General features: G+C 71.2%; 22 protein-coding genes. 11 read left to right on the top strand and 11 right to left on the bottom strand.

Annotation, left to right across the window (positions count from 1 at the left end):
• Window positions 1-257 precede the first annotated feature (257 nt).
• Both ACZ38L_RS11110 and ACZ38L_RS11105 read left to right on the top strand, forming a co-directional pair.
• Window positions 258-1,850 (top strand): acyl-CoA carboxylase subunit beta, encoded by a 1,593-nt coding sequence (locus tag ACZ38L_RS11110; protein WP_396555614.1) that lies wholly within the window; start codon window positions 258-260, stop codon window positions 1,848-1,850.
• Between the two features lie 83 nt (window positions 1,851-1,933).
• Window positions 1,934-2,146, top strand: coding sequence for an acyl-CoA carboxylase subunit epsilon (locus tag ACZ38L_RS11105; RefSeq protein ID WP_465691483.1), 213 nt, complete (start codon window positions 1,934-1,936; stop codon window positions 2,144-2,146).
• Here the strand turns inward: ACZ38L_RS11105 and ACZ38L_RS11100 are convergent.
• The 8 genes from ACZ38L_RS11100 to hemL form a co-directional block, all read right to left on the bottom strand.
• A complete protein-coding gene (locus ACZ38L_RS11100; RefSeq protein WP_465691481.1) occupies window positions 2,124-2,660 on the bottom strand; it encodes a GNAT family N-acetyltransferase in 537 nt (178 codons plus the stop codon). The two genes, ACZ38L_RS11105 and ACZ38L_RS11100, sit on opposite strands and share 23 nt — an antisense overlap.
• Before the next feature lie 62 nt (window positions 2,661-2,722).
• Window positions 2,723-3,127 carry a hypothetical protein gene (locus tag ACZ38L_RS11095; protein WP_396555620.1) on the bottom strand — a complete coding sequence of 135 codons (405 nt, stop codon included), beginning with the start codon at window positions 3,125-3,127 and terminating at the stop codon, window positions 2,723-2,725.
• 87 nt (window positions 3,128-3,214) lie between these two features.
• A complete protein-coding gene (ccsB, locus tag ACZ38L_RS11090) occupies window positions 3,215-4,375 on the bottom strand; it encodes a c-type cytochrome biogenesis protein CcsB (RefSeq protein WP_465691478.1) in 1,161 nt (386 codons plus the stop codon).
• A 3-nt stretch (window positions 4,376-4,378) separates the two neighbouring features.
• The gene (gene resB / locus ACZ38L_RS11085; RefSeq protein WP_465691477.1) at window positions 4,379-6,190 is read right to left on the bottom strand and encodes a cytochrome c biogenesis protein ResB; all 1,812 of its coding nucleotides are present in this window, start codon (window positions 6,188-6,190) and stop codon (window positions 4,379-4,381) included.
• Window positions 6,191-6,192: 2 nt separating this feature from the next.
• Complete coding sequence (locus ACZ38L_RS11080; protein ID WP_465691475.1) at window positions 6,193-6,969, bottom strand: cytochrome c biogenesis CcdA family protein; 777 nt, start codon at window positions 6,967-6,969, stop codon at window positions 6,193-6,195.
• Window positions 6,966-7,628, bottom strand: coding sequence for a TlpA disulfide reductase family protein (locus ACZ38L_RS11075; protein WP_465691473.1), 663 nt, complete (start codon window positions 7,626-7,628; stop codon window positions 6,966-6,968). The genes ACZ38L_RS11080 and ACZ38L_RS11075 overlap by 4 nt, the downstream gene beginning before the upstream one ends.
• Window positions 7,629-7,759: 131 nt before the next feature.
• A complete protein-coding gene (locus ACZ38L_RS11070; protein WP_465691471.1) occupies window positions 7,760-8,443 on the bottom strand; it encodes a histidine phosphatase family protein in 684 nt (227 codons plus the stop codon).
• Between the two features lie 13 nt (window positions 8,444-8,456).
• Window positions 8,457-9,785 carry a glutamate-1-semialdehyde 2,1-aminomutase gene (gene hemL / locus ACZ38L_RS11065; RefSeq protein ID WP_465691469.1) on the bottom strand — a complete coding sequence of 443 codons (1,329 nt, stop codon included), beginning with the start codon at window positions 9,783-9,785 and terminating at the stop codon, window positions 8,457-8,459.
• Between the two features lie 507 nt (window positions 9,786-10,292).
• Between hemL and ACZ38L_RS11060 the strand changes: the two genes are divergently transcribed.
• The gene (locus ACZ38L_RS11060; RefSeq protein ID WP_396555634.1) at window positions 10,293-10,775 is read left to right on the top strand and encodes a hypothetical protein; all 483 of its coding nucleotides are present in this window, start codon (window positions 10,293-10,295) and stop codon (window positions 10,773-10,775) included.
• A 161-nt stretch (window positions 10,776-10,936) separates the two neighbouring features.
• Window positions 10,937-11,362, top strand: a complete 426-nt coding sequence (locus ACZ38L_RS11055; protein ID WP_465691467.1) for a hypothetical protein — start codon at window positions 10,937-10,939, stop codon at window positions 11,360-11,362.
• Between the two features lie 61 nt (window positions 11,363-11,423).
• Here the strand turns inward: ACZ38L_RS11055 and ACZ38L_RS11050 are convergent, their stop codons facing one another.
• Both ACZ38L_RS11050 and ACZ38L_RS11045 read right to left on the bottom strand, forming a co-directional pair.
• Window positions 11,424-13,082 carry an RICIN domain-containing protein gene (locus ACZ38L_RS11050; protein WP_465691465.1) on the bottom strand — a complete coding sequence of 553 codons (1,659 nt, stop codon included), beginning with the start codon at window positions 13,080-13,082 and terminating at the stop codon, window positions 11,424-11,426.
• A gap of 189 nt (window positions 13,083-13,271) precedes the next feature.
• Window positions 13,272-13,526 carry a chaplin gene (locus ACZ38L_RS11045; protein WP_465691463.1) on the bottom strand — a complete coding sequence of 85 codons (255 nt, stop codon included), beginning with the start codon at window positions 13,524-13,526 and terminating at the stop codon, window positions 13,272-13,274.
• Window positions 13,527-14,020: 494 nt separating this feature from the next.
• On the opposite strand from ACZ38L_RS11045, the gene ACZ38L_RS11040 reads away from it, so the two are divergent.
• From ACZ38L_RS11040 to ACZ38L_RS11030, 3 genes are all read left to right on the top strand, one after another.
• Entirely contained in the window at window positions 14,021-14,278 is a 258-nt protein-coding gene (locus tag ACZ38L_RS11040) for a chaplin (protein WP_465691461.1), read from the top strand.
• Between the two features lie 95 nt (window positions 14,279-14,373).
• Window positions 14,374-14,637 carry a chaplin gene (locus ACZ38L_RS11035; protein WP_465691459.1) on the top strand — a complete coding sequence of 88 codons (264 nt, stop codon included), beginning with the start codon at window positions 14,374-14,376 and terminating at the stop codon, window positions 14,635-14,637.
• Between the two features lie 96 nt (window positions 14,638-14,733).
• Complete coding sequence (locus tag ACZ38L_RS11030) at window positions 14,734-15,072, top strand: hypothetical protein (RefSeq protein WP_465691457.1); 339 nt, start codon at window positions 14,734-14,736, stop codon at window positions 15,070-15,072.
• 74 nt (window positions 15,073-15,146) lie between these two features.
• Here ACZ38L_RS11030 and ACZ38L_RS11025 read toward each other — a convergent pair whose 3' ends face one another.
• Entirely contained in the window at window positions 15,147-15,857 is a 711-nt protein-coding gene (locus tag ACZ38L_RS11025; RefSeq protein ID WP_465691455.1) for a hypothetical protein, read from the bottom strand.
• Window positions 15,858-16,269: 412 nt separating this feature from the next.
• On the opposite strand from ACZ38L_RS11025, the gene ACZ38L_RS11020 reads away from it, so the two are divergent.
• From ACZ38L_RS11020 to ACZ38L_RS11005, 4 genes are all read left to right on the top strand, one after another.
• Window positions 16,270-16,614, top strand: a complete 345-nt coding sequence (locus tag ACZ38L_RS11020; RefSeq protein WP_465691453.1) for a rodlet layer protein — start codon at window positions 16,270-16,272, stop codon at window positions 16,612-16,614.
• Window positions 16,615-16,691: 77 nt separating this feature from the next.
• Complete coding sequence (locus ACZ38L_RS11015; RefSeq protein ID WP_465691451.1) at window positions 16,692-17,036, top strand: rodlet layer protein; 345 nt, start codon at window positions 16,692-16,694, stop codon at window positions 17,034-17,036.
• A 191-nt stretch (window positions 17,037-17,227) separates the two neighbouring features.
• Window positions 17,228-17,497: a hypothetical protein gene (locus tag ACZ38L_RS11010; RefSeq protein ID WP_465691449.1), complete on the top strand. Its 270-nt coding sequence runs from the start codon at window positions 17,228-17,230 to the stop codon at window positions 17,495-17,497.
• Between the two features lie 182 nt (window positions 17,498-17,679).
• Window positions 17,680-18,024, top strand: coding sequence for a rodlet layer protein (locus ACZ38L_RS11005; RefSeq protein ID WP_465691447.1), 345 nt, complete (start codon window positions 17,680-17,682; stop codon window positions 18,022-18,024).
• Window positions 18,025-18,121 lie beyond the last annotated feature (97 nt).

The following is an 18,121-nucleotide window of genomic DNA, read 5'->3' as shown; positions in this document are numbered from 1 at the left end:
GTGCGGCCGCGGGCGGACTCCTGGCGGGCATCCTTCAAGAGGCCACCGGACTTTCCGTGGAGGCTGCCTCGAGGCCGGGCTCCGAGGTGCCCGGCTATGAAGGTCCCACATCTATTCCTGCCTGACCTTGTACGGAACCGACGCCGAAATGAGGTACGGCATCCTCGTAATGTCGTAGGTGACGAAGCGAATCGCAGCCGGGGCTCCAGAGCCGACACCGACTGCTCGGACACTCGCCTCACACCTTGGAGTTCGAGATGACGGTGTTGCACGAGGCCCCCACGGGGGAGGACGGTCCCGGCGATGCCCGTGGTCGGGTCGCGGAGCTGCACGAGCTGCGGGAGCAGGTCAGGCGCGGCCCCAGCGAGAAGGCCACCGAGGCGCAGCACGCGAAGGGCAAGTTGACGGCTCGTGAGCGGATCGAGCTGCTGCTGGACGAGGGCTCGTTCCACGAGGTGGAGCCGCTGCGCCGGCACCGGGCCACCGGCTTCGGCCTGGAGGCGAAGAAGCCGCACACCGATGGCGTGATCGTCGGCTGGGGCACCGTGCACGGCCGGACGGTCTTCACCTACGCGCACGACTTCCGGATCTTCGGCGGCGCGCTGGGCGAGGCCCACGCGCAGAAGATCCACAAGATCATGGACATGGCCATCGCGGCCGGTGCCCCGCTGGTCTCGCTGAACGACGGCGCCGGTGCCCGGATCCAGGAGGGCGTCACCGCGCTGGCCGGCTACGGCGGCATCTTCCAGCGCAACACCAAGGCCTCCGGCGTCATCCCGCAGATCAGCGTGATGCTCGGCCCGTGCGCCGGCGGCGCGGCCTACAGCCCGGCGCTGACCGACTTCATCTTCATGGTCCGCGAGACCTCTCAGATGTTCATCACCGGCCCGGACGTGGTCCAGGCGGTCACCGGCGAGAAGATCAGCCAGAACGGCCTCGGCGGCGCCGACGTGCACTCCGCGGTCTCCGGCGTCTCGCACTTCGCCTACGACGACGAGCAGTCCTGCATCGAGGAGGTCCGCTACCTCCTGTCGCTGCTGCCGCAGAACAACCGCGAGATGCCGCCGTCCACGCCCAGCGAGGACCCGATCTCCCGGCGCTGCGAGGCGCTGCTGGACCTGGTCCCCTCGGACGGCAACCGCCCCTACGACATGCGCAAGGTGATCGAGGAGATCGTCGACCACGGCGAGTTCCTGGAGATCCACGAGCGTTGGGCGACCAACGTCATCTGCGCGCTCGCCCGGATCGACGGGCACGTGGTCGGCCTGATCGCCAACCAGCCGCAGTCCCTGGCCGGCGTGCTCGACATCAACGCCTCCGAGAAGGCCGCCCGCTTCGTGCAGATGTGCGACGCCTTCAACATCCCGCTGATCACCCTGCTCGACGTCCCCGGCTTCCTGCCCGGCGTGGACCAGGAGCACGGCGGCATCATCCGGCACGGCGCCAAGCTGCTCTACGCCTACTGCAACGCCACCGTGCCGCGGATCTCGCTGATCCTGCGCAAGGCCTACGGCGGCGCCTACATCGTGATGGACTCCCAGTCCATCGGCGCCGACCTGACCTACGCCTGGCCCACCAACGAGATCGCGGTGATGGGCGCCGAGGGCGCGGCCAACGTGATCTTCCGCCGGGACATCAACGGCGCCGAGGACCCCGAGGCGATGCGGGCCCAGAAGATCAAGGAATACAAGAGCGAGCTGATGCACCCGTACTACGCGGCCGAGCGCGGCCTCGTGGACGACGTCATCGACCCGGCCGAGACCCGCACGGTCCTCGCCTCGGCGCTCGCCATGCTCCGCACCAAGCACGCCGACCTGCCCAGCCGCAAGCACGGCAACCCGCCGATGTAGCCCCCCGCGGGCCGACCACCCGGTCGGCCCGCGCCCGGCTCCGGCCCTTCGACCACACCATCAGCAGGGGGAGAGAACACACCATGAGCATCGCTGCCGAACCACTCGTCAAGATCACCCGCGGCTCCCTCACCGTCGAGGAGCTGGCCGCCCTCACCGCCGTGCTGACCGTCCGCGCCGCGGCCGCCCAGCAGGCCACCCAGGCCGTCGCCTCGGTCGAGCCGATCGCCCGCTGGAGCCGGCTGGAGCGCCGCCCGGCCTACTTCTCGCCGGTCAGCTGGCAGCAGGCCGCGTAACACCCCCGGTCACGGGAGGCAGCCGCTTCTCGAACCAGTGGTCGTTGTACGGGTCGTCGTGGTACCGCGGGATCTCCCGGTAACCGTGGCGGGCGTACAGCGCCCGGGCCTCCACCAGGTCGGCCCGGGTGCCCAACCGCAACACCGTCATCCCGCGCTGCCGGGCCGCCCGCTCCACCTCGGCCAGCAGCCGGGCACCGCCGCCGAGCCCGCGCGCCCCGGGGCGGACGTAGACCTTGGTCACCTCGCCCAGCGCCGGTCCGAGCCGGCGCAGTCCGATGCAGCCGCTCACCGCGCCGCGGTGGCGGGCCAGCAGCAGGACGGCCAGCCCCTCGGCCGGCTCGGCGGCCAGCGCCGCCGCGACCTCGTCCGCGCCGGCCGGACGGCCGTGGTAGCGGGCCACCAGCTCGGTCAGATAGGCGCGCAGCACCGCCCGGGCCTCCGGGTGGTCGACCTCCGTCGGCTCGACGGACCACTGCGCCGCGGTCGGACGGGAACTCTGTGATCGGTTCATGACGCCATGCTGCCCCGGGGGTGCGCCCCGGGGCAGTCGAATTGTCCGGCCGAATGATCAGATCAGGCGGCGACCAGGCCCGCCGGGCGGGCGGCGTGCATCACGCTGAGGTTGCGGGCCAGCCGCTGCGGGTCCTGGTCGAGCCAGAGCCGCAGGGCCGCCCCGAGCATCGCGCTGCCCGAGCCCAGCCGCACCCCGGTGGCCAGCGCGACCTGCGCCGCCGCCGGGACCAGCAGGTCGGCCAGCGGCGCCGGCAGCCAGACCGTCAGCGCACACGGCGCGGGCTCGGCCAGCGCCGCCAGCAGGCCGTAGGCGCGGGCCGTCCCCTGCAGGGTCGGCAGCACGTCCAGCAGCCCGTCCGCGACCACCTCCGACAGGTCGTGCCGGTGGCCCTGGGCCAGCCAGCGGAGCCGCTCCCGCTCCGCGACGGTGATCCGGATCTTGAGCATGATCTCTTCGCTGTCCATGGCGCGGCCTCCTCACTGCCCCTGTCCCCTGGGGCAGAGCTGCCCCAGCCTCCGCAGCCGGCCGGCTTGCCCCGACCCGGGATCACCTCACCCGACGCCGGCGTACGAGTGCTTGCCCGTGATGAAGATGTTGACGCCGTAGTAGTTGAAGAGGAAGCAGGCGAACGCCAGCAGGGCCAGGTAGGCGGCCTTGCGGCCCTTCCAGCCGGCGGTGGCCCGGGCGTGCAGGTAGCAGGCGTAGATCACCCAGGTGATGAAGGACCAGGTCTCCTTCGGGTCCCACTCCCAGTACTTGCCCCAGGCGGCTTCGGCCCAGATCGCGCCCGCGATGATGGTGAAGGTCCACAGCGGGAACACCAGCGCGTTGATCCGGTAGGAGAGCTTGTCCAGGCTCGCGGCGGACGGCATCCGCTCCCAGATCGAGGCGGCGGTGTTGAACGGGCCGGTGGTCCCGCCGGCCGCGATCCGCTTGTCGTAGGCGTCCTTGCCCAGGTAGAGGGCGGTGGCCACGAAGCCCGCGTGGAAGGCGCCGCCGCAGATGATCGCGGTGGTCACGTGGATCGCCAGCCAGTACGAGTGCAGGGCCGGAACCAGCTGCTCGGAGTCGGTGTAGAGCACGCTGGTGGCCAGACCGAGCGTCAGCGTCGAGGTCACCACGGCGGGCAGGCCCATCCAGCGGACCGGCTTGCCCATCACCAGCAGCACCAGGTACGCGCCGACGATGGTGAAGGAGAAGGCGCAGGAGAACTCGTACATGTTGCCCCACGGCGGGCGCATCACCGAGAGGCCGCGGGCGAGCACGCCGCCGCCGTTGCACAGCGCGCCGAGGACGGTCAGCGAGACCGCGATCCGGCCGGCCAGGTCGCCCTTGGCGCTGGTGCCGGCGGCTCCCGGACCGTCCACCCCGAGGCCGTCGTCGTCCCGGCCGCTGGTGACCACGATGGCACCCTCGCCGGCCAGCTTGGTGCGGGTCAGCGTGGTGGTGCCGCCGCTGGCCGAGGCGACCGTGACGGTGACCTTCTTGGCCGCCTTCTCCGCCTCGGCCTTGGCCCCGATGGTGGCGGTGGCGGCGGTCTCGGCGAGCGTGGCGCCCTGCGCGTCGGAGCGCTGGGCGACCGCGCCCTTGCTGCCGAAGGTCCACTCGAAGAGGTGAGCGAACATGGCCAGCATGTAGACGAACATCGCCGACCAGATCAGCTTGTTCGACAGGTCGGCCAGATGGGCGTTGACCCCGGTGACGTTGCTCACCGTCTACTCCTTCGAGTCCGTGTCGGCGGGATGGGCGGGGGCTGCCGTGCCGTCGGGGTCCGACGGCACGGGTGCTTCGGGTTGCTGATCGGGATCGGCTTGGGAAGGCCCGTCGTCCCCGACCGAGCCCTCCCGGGCGTCGGCCGAGCCCTCCCGGGCGTCGTCGTCCGGCTCCTCTTCGTCGAGGTCCAACGCCGGCGCGTCGTCCTGCAGGTCGACGGCGAGTTCGGCCAGCTCCTCGGCGATCCGCGCCGACTCGCTGCGGGCCAGACCGGCCAGCTCGACCAGGGTCCGGCCGTCCGGGCCGACCACCGCGCGCACCCAGATCCGGCGGCGCTGCACGAAGAGCGAGCCGATCAGGCCGAGGATGGCGAGCACCGCGCCGGTCAGCGCGATGTCGTTGCCGGGCCGGTGCGAGACGCTGAAGGTCGCCCACTGCTTGTAGCCGTCGAAGGAGAGCGTCCCGTAGCCGTCCGGGAGCTGCCAGGCCTCACCCGGCGTCATCTTGACCTTGGCGATGCCGCCGTCCTGCTGCATCTGGGTCAGGTGCGTCAGGTCCAGCTCGTAGATGTTCTGCGGGGTCCCGGAGTCGGTGCCCAGGTCGCCCTGGTAGCCGGTCAGGATCAGCGCCGGGTTGGCGTCGCCCGGGAAGAGCGAGACCGGCCCGGTGGTCGGCCCGAAGTTGGCCGGCGCGGTCGGCAGGAAGAATCCGCTGAAACCGAGCTGGACCTTCTTGCCGTCCTTCTCCCCGTAGTCGGCCACCTTGATCACACCGGTCGAGGTGAGGTTGTTGTCCTGCGGCAGGAAGGGCACCGCGTCGTGGAAGACCACCTGGCCGGCGGCGTTCTTGACGGTGATCACCGGGGCGTAGCCGTGGCCGATCAGGTAGACCTTGCTGCCGCTGATCTCCAGCGGGTGGTTGACCTGGATGTCGCCGGCCTTCAGCTTGGTCGGGTCGGCGCCCTGCCAGTAGTGGATGTGCGCGGTGAACTCGCGGGCCTCGCCGATCTGGTCACCGGTGGTCTGGTACACGGCGGTGAAGCCGTCCAGGTTGAACCCGAACGGGTCGAGGTCCTCCGGACCGTAGAAGGCGGAGCCGGTGAAGTCGTCCAGCTGGGTCACCGTGTTGGTGTAGCCGCCGCCCTCGATCACCAGCTTGCCGCCGGTGCCGCTGGCCAGGCTGGCCCAGGCGAAGCCGGCCAGCAGGGCGAAGAGCGAGAGGTGGAAGAGCAGGTTGCCGACCTCGCGCAGGTAGCCCTTCTCGGCGGCGACCGCGTCGCCGGCCAGGTGGGCGCGGAACCGGCGCTTGCGCAGCAGCCGGTGCGCGGCGGCCACCGCGGTCTGCGGGTCCGCGTCGGTCTGCCAGGCGGCGTAGACCGGCATCCGGGTCAGGTTGCGCGGCGCGGCCGGCGGCGCGGCGCGGATCACCCCGACAAACTGCCAGGTGCGCGGGATGATGCAGCCCGCCAGCGAGATGAAGAGCAGGATGTAGATCGCCGAGAACCAGACCGAGCTGTAGACGTTGAAGAGCTGCAGCTTGTCGTAGAGCGGGGTGAGGCTCCTGTGCCCGGCCTTCCAGGTCTGCACCTTGAGCGAGTTCTCGCTCTCCTGCGGGATCAGCGAGCCGGGGATGGCCGCCAGCGAGAGCAGGAAGAGCAGGATCAGCGCGACCCGCATCGAGGTCAGCTGGCGCCAGGTCCAGCGCAGCCAGCCGAACAGCCCTATCCCGGTCGGCCCGTCCGGCTCGACCGGGGCGCTGCTCAGCCGCTCGGCGGACTCCTGGTCCGTCGCGGGCTTGAGTTCGGTGTCACTCACGGTCAGAATCCGATCGAATCTTGCGGGACGAGGTACTGAAGCTGGTTCACCATGGACTGCCAGGCGCCGGTCACCAGCAGCAGCCCGACCGCGACGAGCATGCCGCCGCCGAGCCTCATCACCCACTGGTAGTGGCGCTTGATCCAGCCGAAGGCGCCGATCGCGCGGCGGAACGCCAGGGCCGCCAGGACGAACGGTACGCCCAGACCCGCACAGTAGACCGCCATCAGGAAGGCGCCGCGCCAGGGGCTGGCCTGGTTCATCGACAGCATCTGCAGCGCGCCCATGGTCGGGCCGATGCACGGGGTCCAGCCGAGCCCGAAGACCATGCCGAGCAGCGGGGCACCGACCAGCCCGACCACCGGACGGCGGTGCGAGCGGATCTCCCGGGTGCTGAAGCCGGGCATCAGGCCCATGAAGGCCAGGCCCATCAGGATGGTCAGCGCGCCCATCACCAGGTTGATGGTGTGGCTGTACTCGCGCAGCGTCTGTCCGAAGAAGCCGAACAGGGCGCCGCCGGAGACGAAGACGGCGGTGAAGCCGAGCACGAAGAGCGCCGAGCCGAGCAGCATCCGACCCCGCCGGGCGCCGCGCGCGTCGGCCAGGTCGGCGGCCGAGAAGCCGGTGACGTACGAGAGGTAGCCGGGGACCAGCGGCAGTACGCAGGGCGAGAAGAACGAGACCAGGCCGGCCGCGACGGCGACCGGGATGGCCAGCAGCAGCGGTCCGCTGACCACCGTCTGGTTGTTCTCGCCCAGCGCCAGCAGGGCCGAGGTCACGAGCTCTTCTCCGCCAGCACCGGCGTGAGCATCGACTCCAGGTCGCCCGGCGGCAGCGCCCGCAGCGCACGGGCGGCGAGCCGGCCCTCACGGTCGATCACGATGGTGGTCGGGATCGCCTGCGGGTTGAGGCTGCCCTTGGGGAACTTGAGGATCTGGGTGCCGTCCGGGTCGTAGATGCTCGGGTAGGTGATCCCGTTGTCCTGCTCGAAGACCCTGGCGTTGGTCGGGTCGGTGTCCCGGGTGTTGATGCCGAGGAACTGGACCCCCTGCGACTGGTACTTCTGGTACACCTGCTCCAGCCCCTTGGCCTCGGCCCGGCAGGGCGAGCACCAGGAGCCCCAGATGTTGAGCACGACGATCTTGCCCTTGTAGTCGGCGAGCGAGACCGGCTTGCCCTCCAGGTCGTTCCCGCTGATGGCCGGGGCCGGCTGGCGGTCGGCGGCCGCGACGGTGTCGATGCCGTCGGCACCCATCACGAAGCCGGCCTGGGAGGTGGCGCCGGAGTCGGCGCCCGTGGAGCTGCACCCGGCGAGGGTCAGCACGGCGACCGCGGCGGTGATGGCCGCGGCCAGACGAAGGCGCGAGGAGGACCCCCCGGCCGAAGGCTGGGTGGGGGTCTCCGGGGCCGAGAACGGGGGGAGCGGCGTACCAGACATGTGAAAAGTTTCGCATGTGACTTTGGGGGGCTTTAGGGGGGTCCGACCTTGCGAGTCGGACCCCCTCTGAGCTGCGGGTGTAAAGGCCGGATCAGTGCCGCCTCAGGCCCGTCGGGCCTTATCCGGCCAGTTCAGGCCCCGAAGCTCTTCGCCACCGGCGCGTCGCCCCTGCGCCCCTTGCCGACCAGGTGGGCCGGCAGCAGGTCGCGGGCCGGCTCGCGGTAGCCGATCGAGACCAGCTTGTCCCCCTCGTACGTGAAGCTGGTCAGCGAGGCCAGCGAGCACTGCCGCTTGCGCGGGTCGTGCCAGAGCCGGCGGCGCTCGGCGAACGAACGGGCCGTCCAGATCGGCAGCTGGTGGCTGACGCAGACCGCCTCGTGCCCGCGCGCCGCGTCCCGGGCCGCGGCCAGCGCGCCCATCATCCGGACCGCCTGCTCGATGTACGGCTCCCCCCAGGACGGGCGGAACGGGTTGGTGAGGTACCGCCAGTAGGCCGGGTTGCGCAGCGAGCCGTCGCCCACCCCGAAGGTCTTGCCCTCGAAGACGTTCTCCGCCTCGATCAGCCGGGGGTCCACCGCGACGTCCAGGCCGTGCACGCCGCCGATCGGCGCGGCGGTCTCCTGGGCCCGCTCCAGCGGCGAGGCGACCACGTGGGTGATGTCGCGGTCGGCCAGGTGGTCGGCGACCCGCTCGGCCATCTGCCGGCCCAGCTCGGAGAGGTGGAAGTCGGGCAGCCGCCCGTAGAGCACGCCCTCCGGGTTGTGCACCTCACCGTGCCGCATCAGGTGGACGACGGTGGTCTCGTTGGCGCTCATCGGTGCGGGTTCCTCAGCTCTCGTGGGGGCGGGCCTGGGCGGCGGCCTGGGCGGCGGCCGGCAGCGCGGCGGCGATCCGCTCGATCGCGCGCTCGTCGTGCGAGGCCGAGACGAACCAGGACTCGAAGGCGGACGGCGGCAGGTAGACCCCGTCGGCGAGCAGGCTGTGGAAGAACCCGGTGAACCGGAAGGACTCCTGACGCTTCGCCGACTCGTAGTCCGTCACCGGCTGGTCGGTGAAGAAGACCGAGAACATGTTGCCGGCCTTCTGCAGCCGGTGCGCCACGCCCTCCTTGGTCAGCGCCTCGGTGACCAGGCCGGAGACGGTGTCGGCGACCTTGTCCACGGTGGCGTAGACCTCGTCGGTGCAGCCGCGCAGCTGGGCCAGCCCGGCCGCGGTGGCGATCGGGTTCCCGGAGAGGGTGCCCGCCTGGTAGACCGGACCGGCCGGCGCGAGGTGGGCCATCACGTCGGCCCGGCCACCGAAGGCCGCCGCCGGGAACCCGCCACCCATCACCTTGCCGAAGGTGAGCAGGTCCGGGGCCCAGCCCTCGTGCGCGGCCTCCAGGCCGTACCAGCCGGCCTTCGAGACGCGGAAGCCGGTCATCACCTCGTCCGAGACGAAGAGCGCGCCGTTCTCCCGGCAGAGCCGGGCCAGGCCGGCGTTGAAGCCGGGCGCCGGCGGCACCACGCCCATGTTGCCGGGCGAGGCCTCGGTGATCACGCAGGCGATCTCGCCCGGGTGCGCGGCGAAGGCCCGCTCGACGGCGGCCAGGTCGTTGTAGGGCAGCACCAGGGTGTCGCCGGCCTGGGCGCCGGTCACCCCGGGGGTGTCGGGCAGCGCGAAGGTGGCCACCCCGGAACCGGCGGCGGCGAGCAGCGCGTCCACATGACCGTGGTAGCAGCCGGCGAACTTGATCACCTTGGCCCGGCCGGTGAAGCCCCGGGCCAGCCGGATCGCCGACATGGTGGCCTCGGTGCCGGACGAGACCAGCCGCACCTGCTCCACCGGAGCCACCCGGGCGACGATCTCCTCGGCCAGCTCGACCTCGCCCTGGCCGGGCGTGCCGAAGGAGGTGCCGCGGGCGACCGCCTCCCGGACGGCGTCCAGCACGGCCGGGTGCGCGTGGCCGAGGATCATCGGCCCCCAGGAGCAGACGAGGTCGACGTACTCGCGGCCGTCCGCGTCGGTCAGGTAGGGGCCGGTGCCGGACACCATGAAGCGCGGCGTGCCGCCCACCGCGCGGAAGGCGCGCACCGGCGAGTTCACCCCGCCGGGGGTGACCCGCGACGCGCGGTCGAAGAGCGACTGGGACTGAGGTGCTTCATAGGGGTAGCTCACGAGAACCCATCCTCTCAAACCACGCCGCTCTCAAATCGTGTCCTTTACCTCTGCATGTCGGAGCCGATCATCTGGAACGATGATCCGTGTGCGCCTACCGCAGGATCGTCCCGCACACTGGAGGGGTAACACTCGTCTCCAGCGCGCAGTACTGCCGGTCACGGGCAGCCGATGTGGCACGCCCGTACGACATGGTGAGCATGGCGTCGTACACCTGTTCTGGTGTAGAGGTTGTGTGAACGCGGCGGGGGTGCGGCGACGGGGTTGTATGGACATACAGCCGCGGGTGGGCGGACAGCGGCAACGGGTGGCATAACGGGAAAAGAGGACTTCCGGCTGGACACCGGAGGTCCGGGGGTCTGTCGATTCCGGCGAATTCCGGTGAGGATGGTCCGAGTGTCCGAGGCGCAGGACGGCTTCGAGGAGGCCGCGGCGACGGGTCCGGGTCACGGCAGGAGGGCTGCCGGGTCCGGCGAGAGGGGAAGGCGGGGTGAGGGACGGGTGGGGGTGACCTACAAGTACTTCGGTGCGCCCGACCGCGCGACCGCCGCGAGAGTCCCCACCGCGCTCGGCCCCGGCGGCCTCGGCCTGGACGCCGGCGAACTCGGCTCGCTCGGCCGGCTCGGGGACCTGATGGAGACCAGCGGCTCCCCCAACGGCCACCTCTCCACCAAGATCAAGCCGGAGACGATGAGCGCGATGGTGCTCACCGGCATCCAGGGCGTCCCGCTGCACCAGGTCCCACCGCTCGAACTGGTCGTCCTGCACCCGGACTACGCCGTCGTCCAGCTCCCGCACACCGTCGTCGAGCCGCTCCGCAAGGCGGACGTCACCGAACTCGGCGCCGCCGCCTTCATCTGGTCCACCGTCCCCGACCGCCGCGGCCCGCGCGACGCCTTCGTCATCTACACGATGCTGCACGAGTGGCAGGACTTCGCCAACCGGCTGCACGACGCGGGGCACCAGCTGTACTGCCTGGTGTGGCCCTGACCGGCCCCACCCTGACGATCGGTCAGCCTTGGCCGTGGCCGGCGCACTTCGCGGCGGCTGCCGTGACATCACAGGTCGCGCGACCAGTCGCCTCGTCCGAACGGGTGGAGTAACGGCGAAAAGGGGCGGGCTCGGGGAGGGGCGACCGGAACATCGGTCGCATGCGAAAGACACCGCGCCCCCGAAAGACCCTGCACACCCTCGGCGCCACCGCCCTCGCCGCCGTCGCGAGCCTCAGCGCGGCCGCCCCCGCGCGCGCCGGCCCGGTGCTGGAGCACCGGCACTGGGCCTGCGAGGTGCCCTACTCGGGCGAGTTGGAGTGCGGTCCGCCACTGGTGGTCCCGCCCGGAGCCCACCTCTGGGTCGGCGAGGAGACCGACGGGCCGACCGTCTTCACCGTCCACACCGGCGGGGACGACCGGCGCACCCGGGTCGGGTGGGGTGAGATGTGGGGCCCGGGTACCGCCAGGCTGTACGACAACAACGGCTCGGAGCCGGTCCTGGTACACGTCACCGAACACGCGGACGCCCCCGGGGAGTGCTGCGGCACCCGGTTCGGGTGGGGCTCCTACGAGGTCCGGCGGTAGCGGGCGGGAGTCCCGGCGCGCGCGGCGGGTGGACCGGCGCGCCGGGGGTCTCCGAGCCGGGTCAGCTGGGCAGGTAGACGATCCCGAGCTTGGTCAGCTGCCAGAGCTGGCCGGCCGCGCCGGTGTCCGGGGCGAGTTCGACGACCGGGTTGCCCTGGCCGTCGACGTCACCGCTGAGGGTGGCCACCTGGCCGGGCGCCTGGGAGTCGGCGAGCTTGTACTCCCCACCGCCGGCCGGCTCGACGATCCACTGCTGGTTCCCGCCGCCGTCGCAGGCCCACTGCTCCAGCCGGGTGCCGGTGGTGGTGGCGGCGCCGGTGGCGTCCAGGCACATGCCGCGGTTACCGCTGAAGGCCAGCAGGTAACCGCCGCCGGGCTTGGCCTCCATGACGAACGACTGGTTGAGGCCGCCGTCGGCCGGATACGTGATGGCGAGTCGGCCGTTGGTGCTGTCGCCGTAGGTCCCGCCGCCCGAGAGGTCGAGCACCTTGCCGTTGGCGGCGTTGGTCAGCTGGAACCAGGCGCCGTCCTGCGGCCCGTCACCGAAGGGCTGACCGGCCGTCAGCGGCATGATCGACGTGCCGTCGGACTGGTTGAGCGTGCAGTAGGCCTCCTGCTGGGCGGGCTCGTCGAAGAAGCTGCCCAGGCAGGCCCCCTCCCCCTTGTACCCCGCCACCCGCAGGTGGAAGGACTGCCGGATCTCGTCCTCGCAGAGCGAGAGGATCCCGATCGAGTAGTCACAGCCGTTGCGGGTGTTCTCCGAGAGGTCGATGACGTCACCGTTGGTGTACTCGTACGGCGAGGTGGTCCACTCCGCGCACACCTCGTGGCCGTAGGAGACCCGGCGCTGGTCCAGGAAGCGCACCCCGGGGACGGCCTCGGCCGCCTGGCGCAGCGCGTCGTCGAAGGTCGGCACCACCCAGTTGTGCCCCCAGGCCAGGTCCTCGGGGAACGCCGGGCAGCCCTGGGCGACCTTGGTGAGGTAGTCGTCGCTGCGGATGTCGGGGGTGATCGGGGTGAAGTAGGACTGGAAGACCAGCTGGTAGTCACCGTCCGCGTAGCCGGCCTGGCGCATGGTCTGCCGGATGTCGGTGATCGCCGCGATCACCTTGGGGATCACCGCGGCGGCCCGCTGGGTGATGGTGGCGCTGCCGATGGTGTCCCGGCAGCCCTGGGACTTCGGGATCGGGAAGTACTGGCCGAGGCAGCTCTCCATGATCCCGCTGAAGTCGAAGTCGTCGTTGGCGCCGATCGTGATGACGACCATCTTGACGTCGTACTTGGTGGCGGTCTGGGCGAGCTGGACGTCCTGCTTGGGCTCGCCGAAGTCGCCGCTGCCGCCGCCGGTGATCTTCGCCAGCGTGGGGTCGCTGACCAGGTCGCCGGTCTGCGCGCCGGAACAGGCCAGGTCGATCGGGGTGACGTTGCTCAGGCCGGTGTCGAAGATCTCCGACTGCGGGTGCCGGTGACAGAAGTCCTTCGGCCCGTCCGTGCCGGGGAAGTAGCCGTCGTTGGTGTCGGTTCCGGCGCCCTCACCGGAGATGGCGCTGTCGCCCAGCGAGACGATGGCGCCCGGCAGGGCCGCCCGGGCGGTGGCGGCGGTGGCCACCGGCGTGGCGGCGCTGGCCCGGGGGGCTCCGGCGCCCAGGCCGAGGGCGGCGACCAAGGCGGCCACGGCGAGCAGGGCGGTGGGGGGACCCGACGACATTTTCCTGATCACGCATGACTCCTCGTGGGGTGGCGGAGTGGTGCTGTGAGCGGGTTCACATCGTAAGTACTGACAAGTAGTGCAACAAGGCTCATGACAAGGAAAGTTGAGTGACCCTCACATTGCTCGGTCCGTCCCGGGCAGCAAAAAGCCGCCGCCCGCGCGTCCCAGGAGGGGAGGCGGCGGGCGGCGGCGGGAGGCTCAGGCGTGCTGGTGCTCGTCGGCGTTGACGCAGGTGTTGCCGAAGGACGGGTTCAGCAGGCCGACCACGTCGATGCTGTTGCCGCACAGGTTGACCGGGATGTGGATCGGCACCTGGATCTCGTTGCCGGAGGCCACGCCGGGGGAGCCGGCGGCGACACCCTCGGCACCGGCGCTGGCCATGGCGGTCCCGGCACCCGCGGCCACGATGCCGACCACTGCGGCGCCGACGGCGGCGGCCTTCTTGATGCTCATGTGAGTCTCCTTGTTGCTGAGCACGATGCGTGCGCAATCACCAACGACTCACCCGGGACCAGGTTGCGCGGAGCCTTCGATCATCACCCGTTTACAGTCAGCCGGCGCCCGTCCACCCCGCGATTCGGCGCCAGGCGATCGGGTGATCGGGCCGGCCACCCGTTTCCGCCCGGGCCGGCGGTCGTTCTCCCATCGAAGCCGTTTCCACCTCCGACCCGGAATTCGGAAAAGAGACCCTCGTCATGTGCAAGTCCGCCCGCGGTCCCGCCCTCGGCGCAGCCGGCACCGCCGCCGCTGCCGCGCCGGTCGGCGGCGGCCCGTCCCCGGGGGTTCTTTCCGCCTGATCCGGGCCCGCGATTTCCCGGTCGGACCGCCCCGAGCATCGTCCGCGTGAGTGATGTTCGACGGTCGGCCGCAACCTCTCGGCCAGCATTCCGGTTTCGCCCGGTACCCGGGCCAAACCGTCTCGGAAAACCAATGGAGGGTTAACCCCAATGCGCAAGATCTCGAAGACGCTCGTCCTGTCCGCCGCCGCCGCGGGTCTGCTGCTCGGTGGTGCCGGTGTGGCCGCCGCCAGTGCGGGCGCCCAGGGCGTCGCCGCCGGTTCCCCCGGCGTGCTCTCCGGCAACCTGCTCCAGGTTCCGGTGCACGTCCCGGTCAACCTCTGCGGCAACACCATCGACGTGGTCGGCCTGCTGAACCCGGCCTTCGGCAACACCTGCGTCAACGCCGACGAGCACCAGCACGCCTGATCCCCCCGGCCGCCGACCCGGGCGGCCCACCGCGCGCCCGGCTCGCCCGAGCGCGCGGCACCCCTCTCTCGTTTTGATCCAGTAAGGAGATCGCCATGCAGAAGGCGAAGAAGATCGCCGTCCTGTCCACCGCCGCGGTCGGCCTCGTTCTCGGTGCCGCCGGTGCGGCTGCCGCCAGCGCGGGTGCCCAGGGTGTCGTCGCCAACTCCCCCGGCGTGCTCTCCGGCAACGGCATCCAGGTTCCGGTGCACGTCCCGGTCAACCTCTGCGGCAACAGCGTGAACGTGATCGGTGTCCTGAACCCGGCGTTCGGCAACGGCTGCGCCAACATCGACCAGCACCTCGACCCCGACTGCTGAGCAGCGGACGTCTTGTGAGCAGCGGCCCCGGACTCCGCGTCCGGGGGCGCTGCCGTCTCCGCGAAAGACCCCACATCCCTCTGGAAAGGACGCGCCTTGAACAAGAGCACCACCGGCGGCCTGCTGGCCGCGCTGGGGACGGCGCTGCTGCTGACCCCGGCCGGACCGGCCGCCGCGGCCACCCAGTTGCAGCCCACCCGGGTCGGGCCGGCCCTCGGCGCGCTCGGCTACGCCGTGGCCCCGGCGAAGGACCTCCGGCTGGACCCGTTCGCCCAGTCCTCGGCCGACCCGCTGACCAACGCCGTGGCGATCAAGCCGGACAACCCCGGGATGCGGCCGCTCAGCACCACCAGCCTGACCAACGGTCTGAGCAACGGCGGCGGCCCGAAGGACGTCCCGGTCGTCGGCCTGCCGCTCTCCGCCCTGCCCGGCTGAGCGGGGAGCGGCGGACGGCGTACGACGAAGGCCCGGTGCGGACGGACGCACCGGGCCTCGCGTGTGCCGCGACGTCAGCCCTGCAGGGCCGACGTGGCGGTGCCCAGGGGCACCGCGGAGGTGGCGGTGTCCAGCGGCGCCTCCTCGACGACCCCGTCGACCGTGGCCAGCAGGGACCGGGTCTGGTCGGCCAGCGTCAGGTGCCGGTCCGGACCGCCCAGCGTGGCCTTGGCCCCCGGCGCCACCGAAACCGCCCCGGGAATCAGCCGTGGGTCCAGGTCGCCGGCCGAGAGCGAACCGTCCTTCAGCTGGCCGTCCGCGCCGTCGACGAACTCCAGCGGGCGCCCCACACCGACCGCCGGACCGACCGCGTTGAGCGGGGAGCGCGGCGCGGCCAGCGCCAGGTCGCCCGGCCGCACGCCGTCCGCGGCGGCCGGCAGCGGCAGCGCGCCGTCCAGGCTGGGGCCGACCTGGCTGAAGCGCAACGGACGGACCACCTGGTCCGGCATCACCTGGTGGTGGTCCTGCGCGGCCGGCACCGGCGGCTGCACCGGCGAGGCCGGCAGCGAACCGTTGATGTCGCCGCCCAGCGGCATCATCAGGGCCTTCTCGGTCACCGTCGCCACCGGCAGCTGGAACGGGACCGACTTGGTGGCGAGCTGGTCCTCGACGCCCTTGACCTGTGCCGGGGTGGGCGACGTGGCGGCGAGCGCCGCCCCCTGGCCGGCGACCGCCGAGGCGCCGACCGCCAGCAACACCGCACCGGTCCGCTTGGTGAACTTCATCGTGTTCCTATCCGATCTTTTGAGAGCTTCCGGACAGCCGCCCCCGCTGACGAATACAGCCGAGGCCAATCTGCCTCAACGATCCGGGCTCCGGGGAGTGGGCAATGGTTAACCGGAATGGCGTAGTAATCGGATCGGACGACTGACCGCGAAAAGTCGGCGAGGAGTTTTTCCGAACCTGCCGCGTAACTTTCCGGGCCGCCATTCTTTGATATCGATGTCGCCGCACGACGACGGCCGGATCGGATGCCGGATCAGCCTGGGACCCCTGGATCCGCAGCGCGTGATCGCATTCCTGAATCCGCCGAAGAGAGCAGTGACGGAGGACCGGGCCATTCGTTGAACGTCTCGCCCGAGACGACTGCCCACCATGCCAGCCCGCAGAAAAGCATTTCAGAGAGGGAAATTTCTCATGATCAAGAAGACGCTCGCCGCGGTCGGCCTGGTCGCCGCCGCAGTCGCCTCTTCCGCTGCCCCGGCCGTGGCCATCGGGGACTCGGACGGCTCCGGCGCCTCGATGCAGGGCAACGGTGGCACCAACGTGACCGGCACCTGGGGCAACCACAGCCCGAACTTCCACTTCCTGGACAACCCGAACGTCTGCCTGCCCGAGGTCCACAACATCGCGGTCGGCGTTCTCGGCGTCGCGGTGCCGGTCGAGGTCCCGATCGCCAACAGCGGCGGCAAGCAGTACTGCACCCAGGGGCAGGGCACGCAGAGCACCGGTGACGGCGGCGTGTCCCACCTCGTCGGCTGATCTGCCGACCGCTATCTGAACCACCCGCAGCACCCGAACCACCCGAACCATCCGAACCAACTCGCAGAGGAATTGAAATGATCAAGAAGTCCCTCGCCGCCGCCGGTATGGCCGCCGTCGCCCTCGCCGTGACCGCCGCCCCCGCGCTGGCGATCGGCGACTCGGACGGCTCGGCCGCCTCCGTCCAGGGCAACGGTGGCACCAACGCGACCGGGACCGCGGGCAACCACAGCCCGAACTTCCACACCCTCGACAACCCGAACGTCTGCCTGCCCGAGGTCCACAACATCGCGGTCGCGGTGGTCGGCGTCGCGGTGCCGGTCGAGGTCCCGGTCCTGAACAACCAGCCGAAGCAGATCTGCAACGTGGGCCAGAACACCCAGAGCAGCGGCGACTCGGGCGTCTCGCACCTGATCGGCTGATCAAGCCCCCGCGGTACCTGACCCTCCAGAGCACGACCTGACCCAACGGAGCAGTACGTATCGGGGCCGGGGAGAACTCCTCCCCGGCCCCGACGCGCGCTTCGGAGCAACTCGGCGAACGGCGGCACCCGACCGGACGCCCAGTCAGACGAACCCGCCAGACGAACCTGTCAGATGAAAGGACCAATCCCATGGAGAGGACCCTCGGCCGGGCCGCGGCGTTCGCGGCCGGCGCCCTGATCGCGGTCGGCATCGCCGCCCCGGCCTACGCCCACGTCGACGCGGGCGGCCTCGGCGGCGGCGTGGCCTCCGCCCATCCGGTCTTCCTGGCCGGCGGCCACCTGGGCTTCGCGGACACCAGCAACATCCACGTGGTGGGCGCGCGCGGCGGCTGGGCCACCAGCACGGCGACCGGCGGCGGGGGCGGCGGCGTGATCTCCGTCGACGGCTGGCACCACTGACGCACCGTGAGGAGGGGGCGCCGGCCTGGCCGGTGCCCCCTTCGGCACGTCAGCAGTACTGCACTCAGGGGCCGGGCACGGCGAGCCCGGGTGACGGCGGCGTGTCCGTCCTCCCCATCCGGCGTACAGACCGCACCATCTGAACCATCCGCACCACCGACCAGTTTTCGGAGGAAGCAGAAATGATCAAGAAGACCCTCGCCGCCGGTATGGTCGCCGCCGCGCTCACCCTGGCCACCGCCCCCGCGGTGGCGATCGGCGACTCGGACGGCTCCGCCGCGTCGGTCCAGGGCAGCGGCGGCACCAACAACACGGGCACCGTGGGCAACAACAGCCCGAACTTCCACACCCTCGACAACCCGAACATCTGCCTGCCCGAGATCCACAACATCGGGGTCGGCGCGCTGATCGGGGTCGCGGTGCCGGTAGAGGTCCCGGCCCTCAACAACACGCCGAAGCAGATCTGCAACCAGGGTCAGGCCACCCAGTCCAGTGGCGACGGCGGCATCTCGCACCTGGTCGGCTGATCGGGAGTCCGGCCGCCGGTACGGGTCGGGGGGGGGGGGGGGGGCCCCCCCCCCCCCCCCCCCCCCCCCCCCTCCACCCCCCCCCCCCCCCTCCCCC

It is taken from the genome of Kitasatospora sp. NPDC024654 (assembly GCF_055559155.1).
The sequence above is the reverse complement of the archived record's forward strand: the minus strand, read 5'-3'. Positions and strand labels throughout refer to the sequence as shown.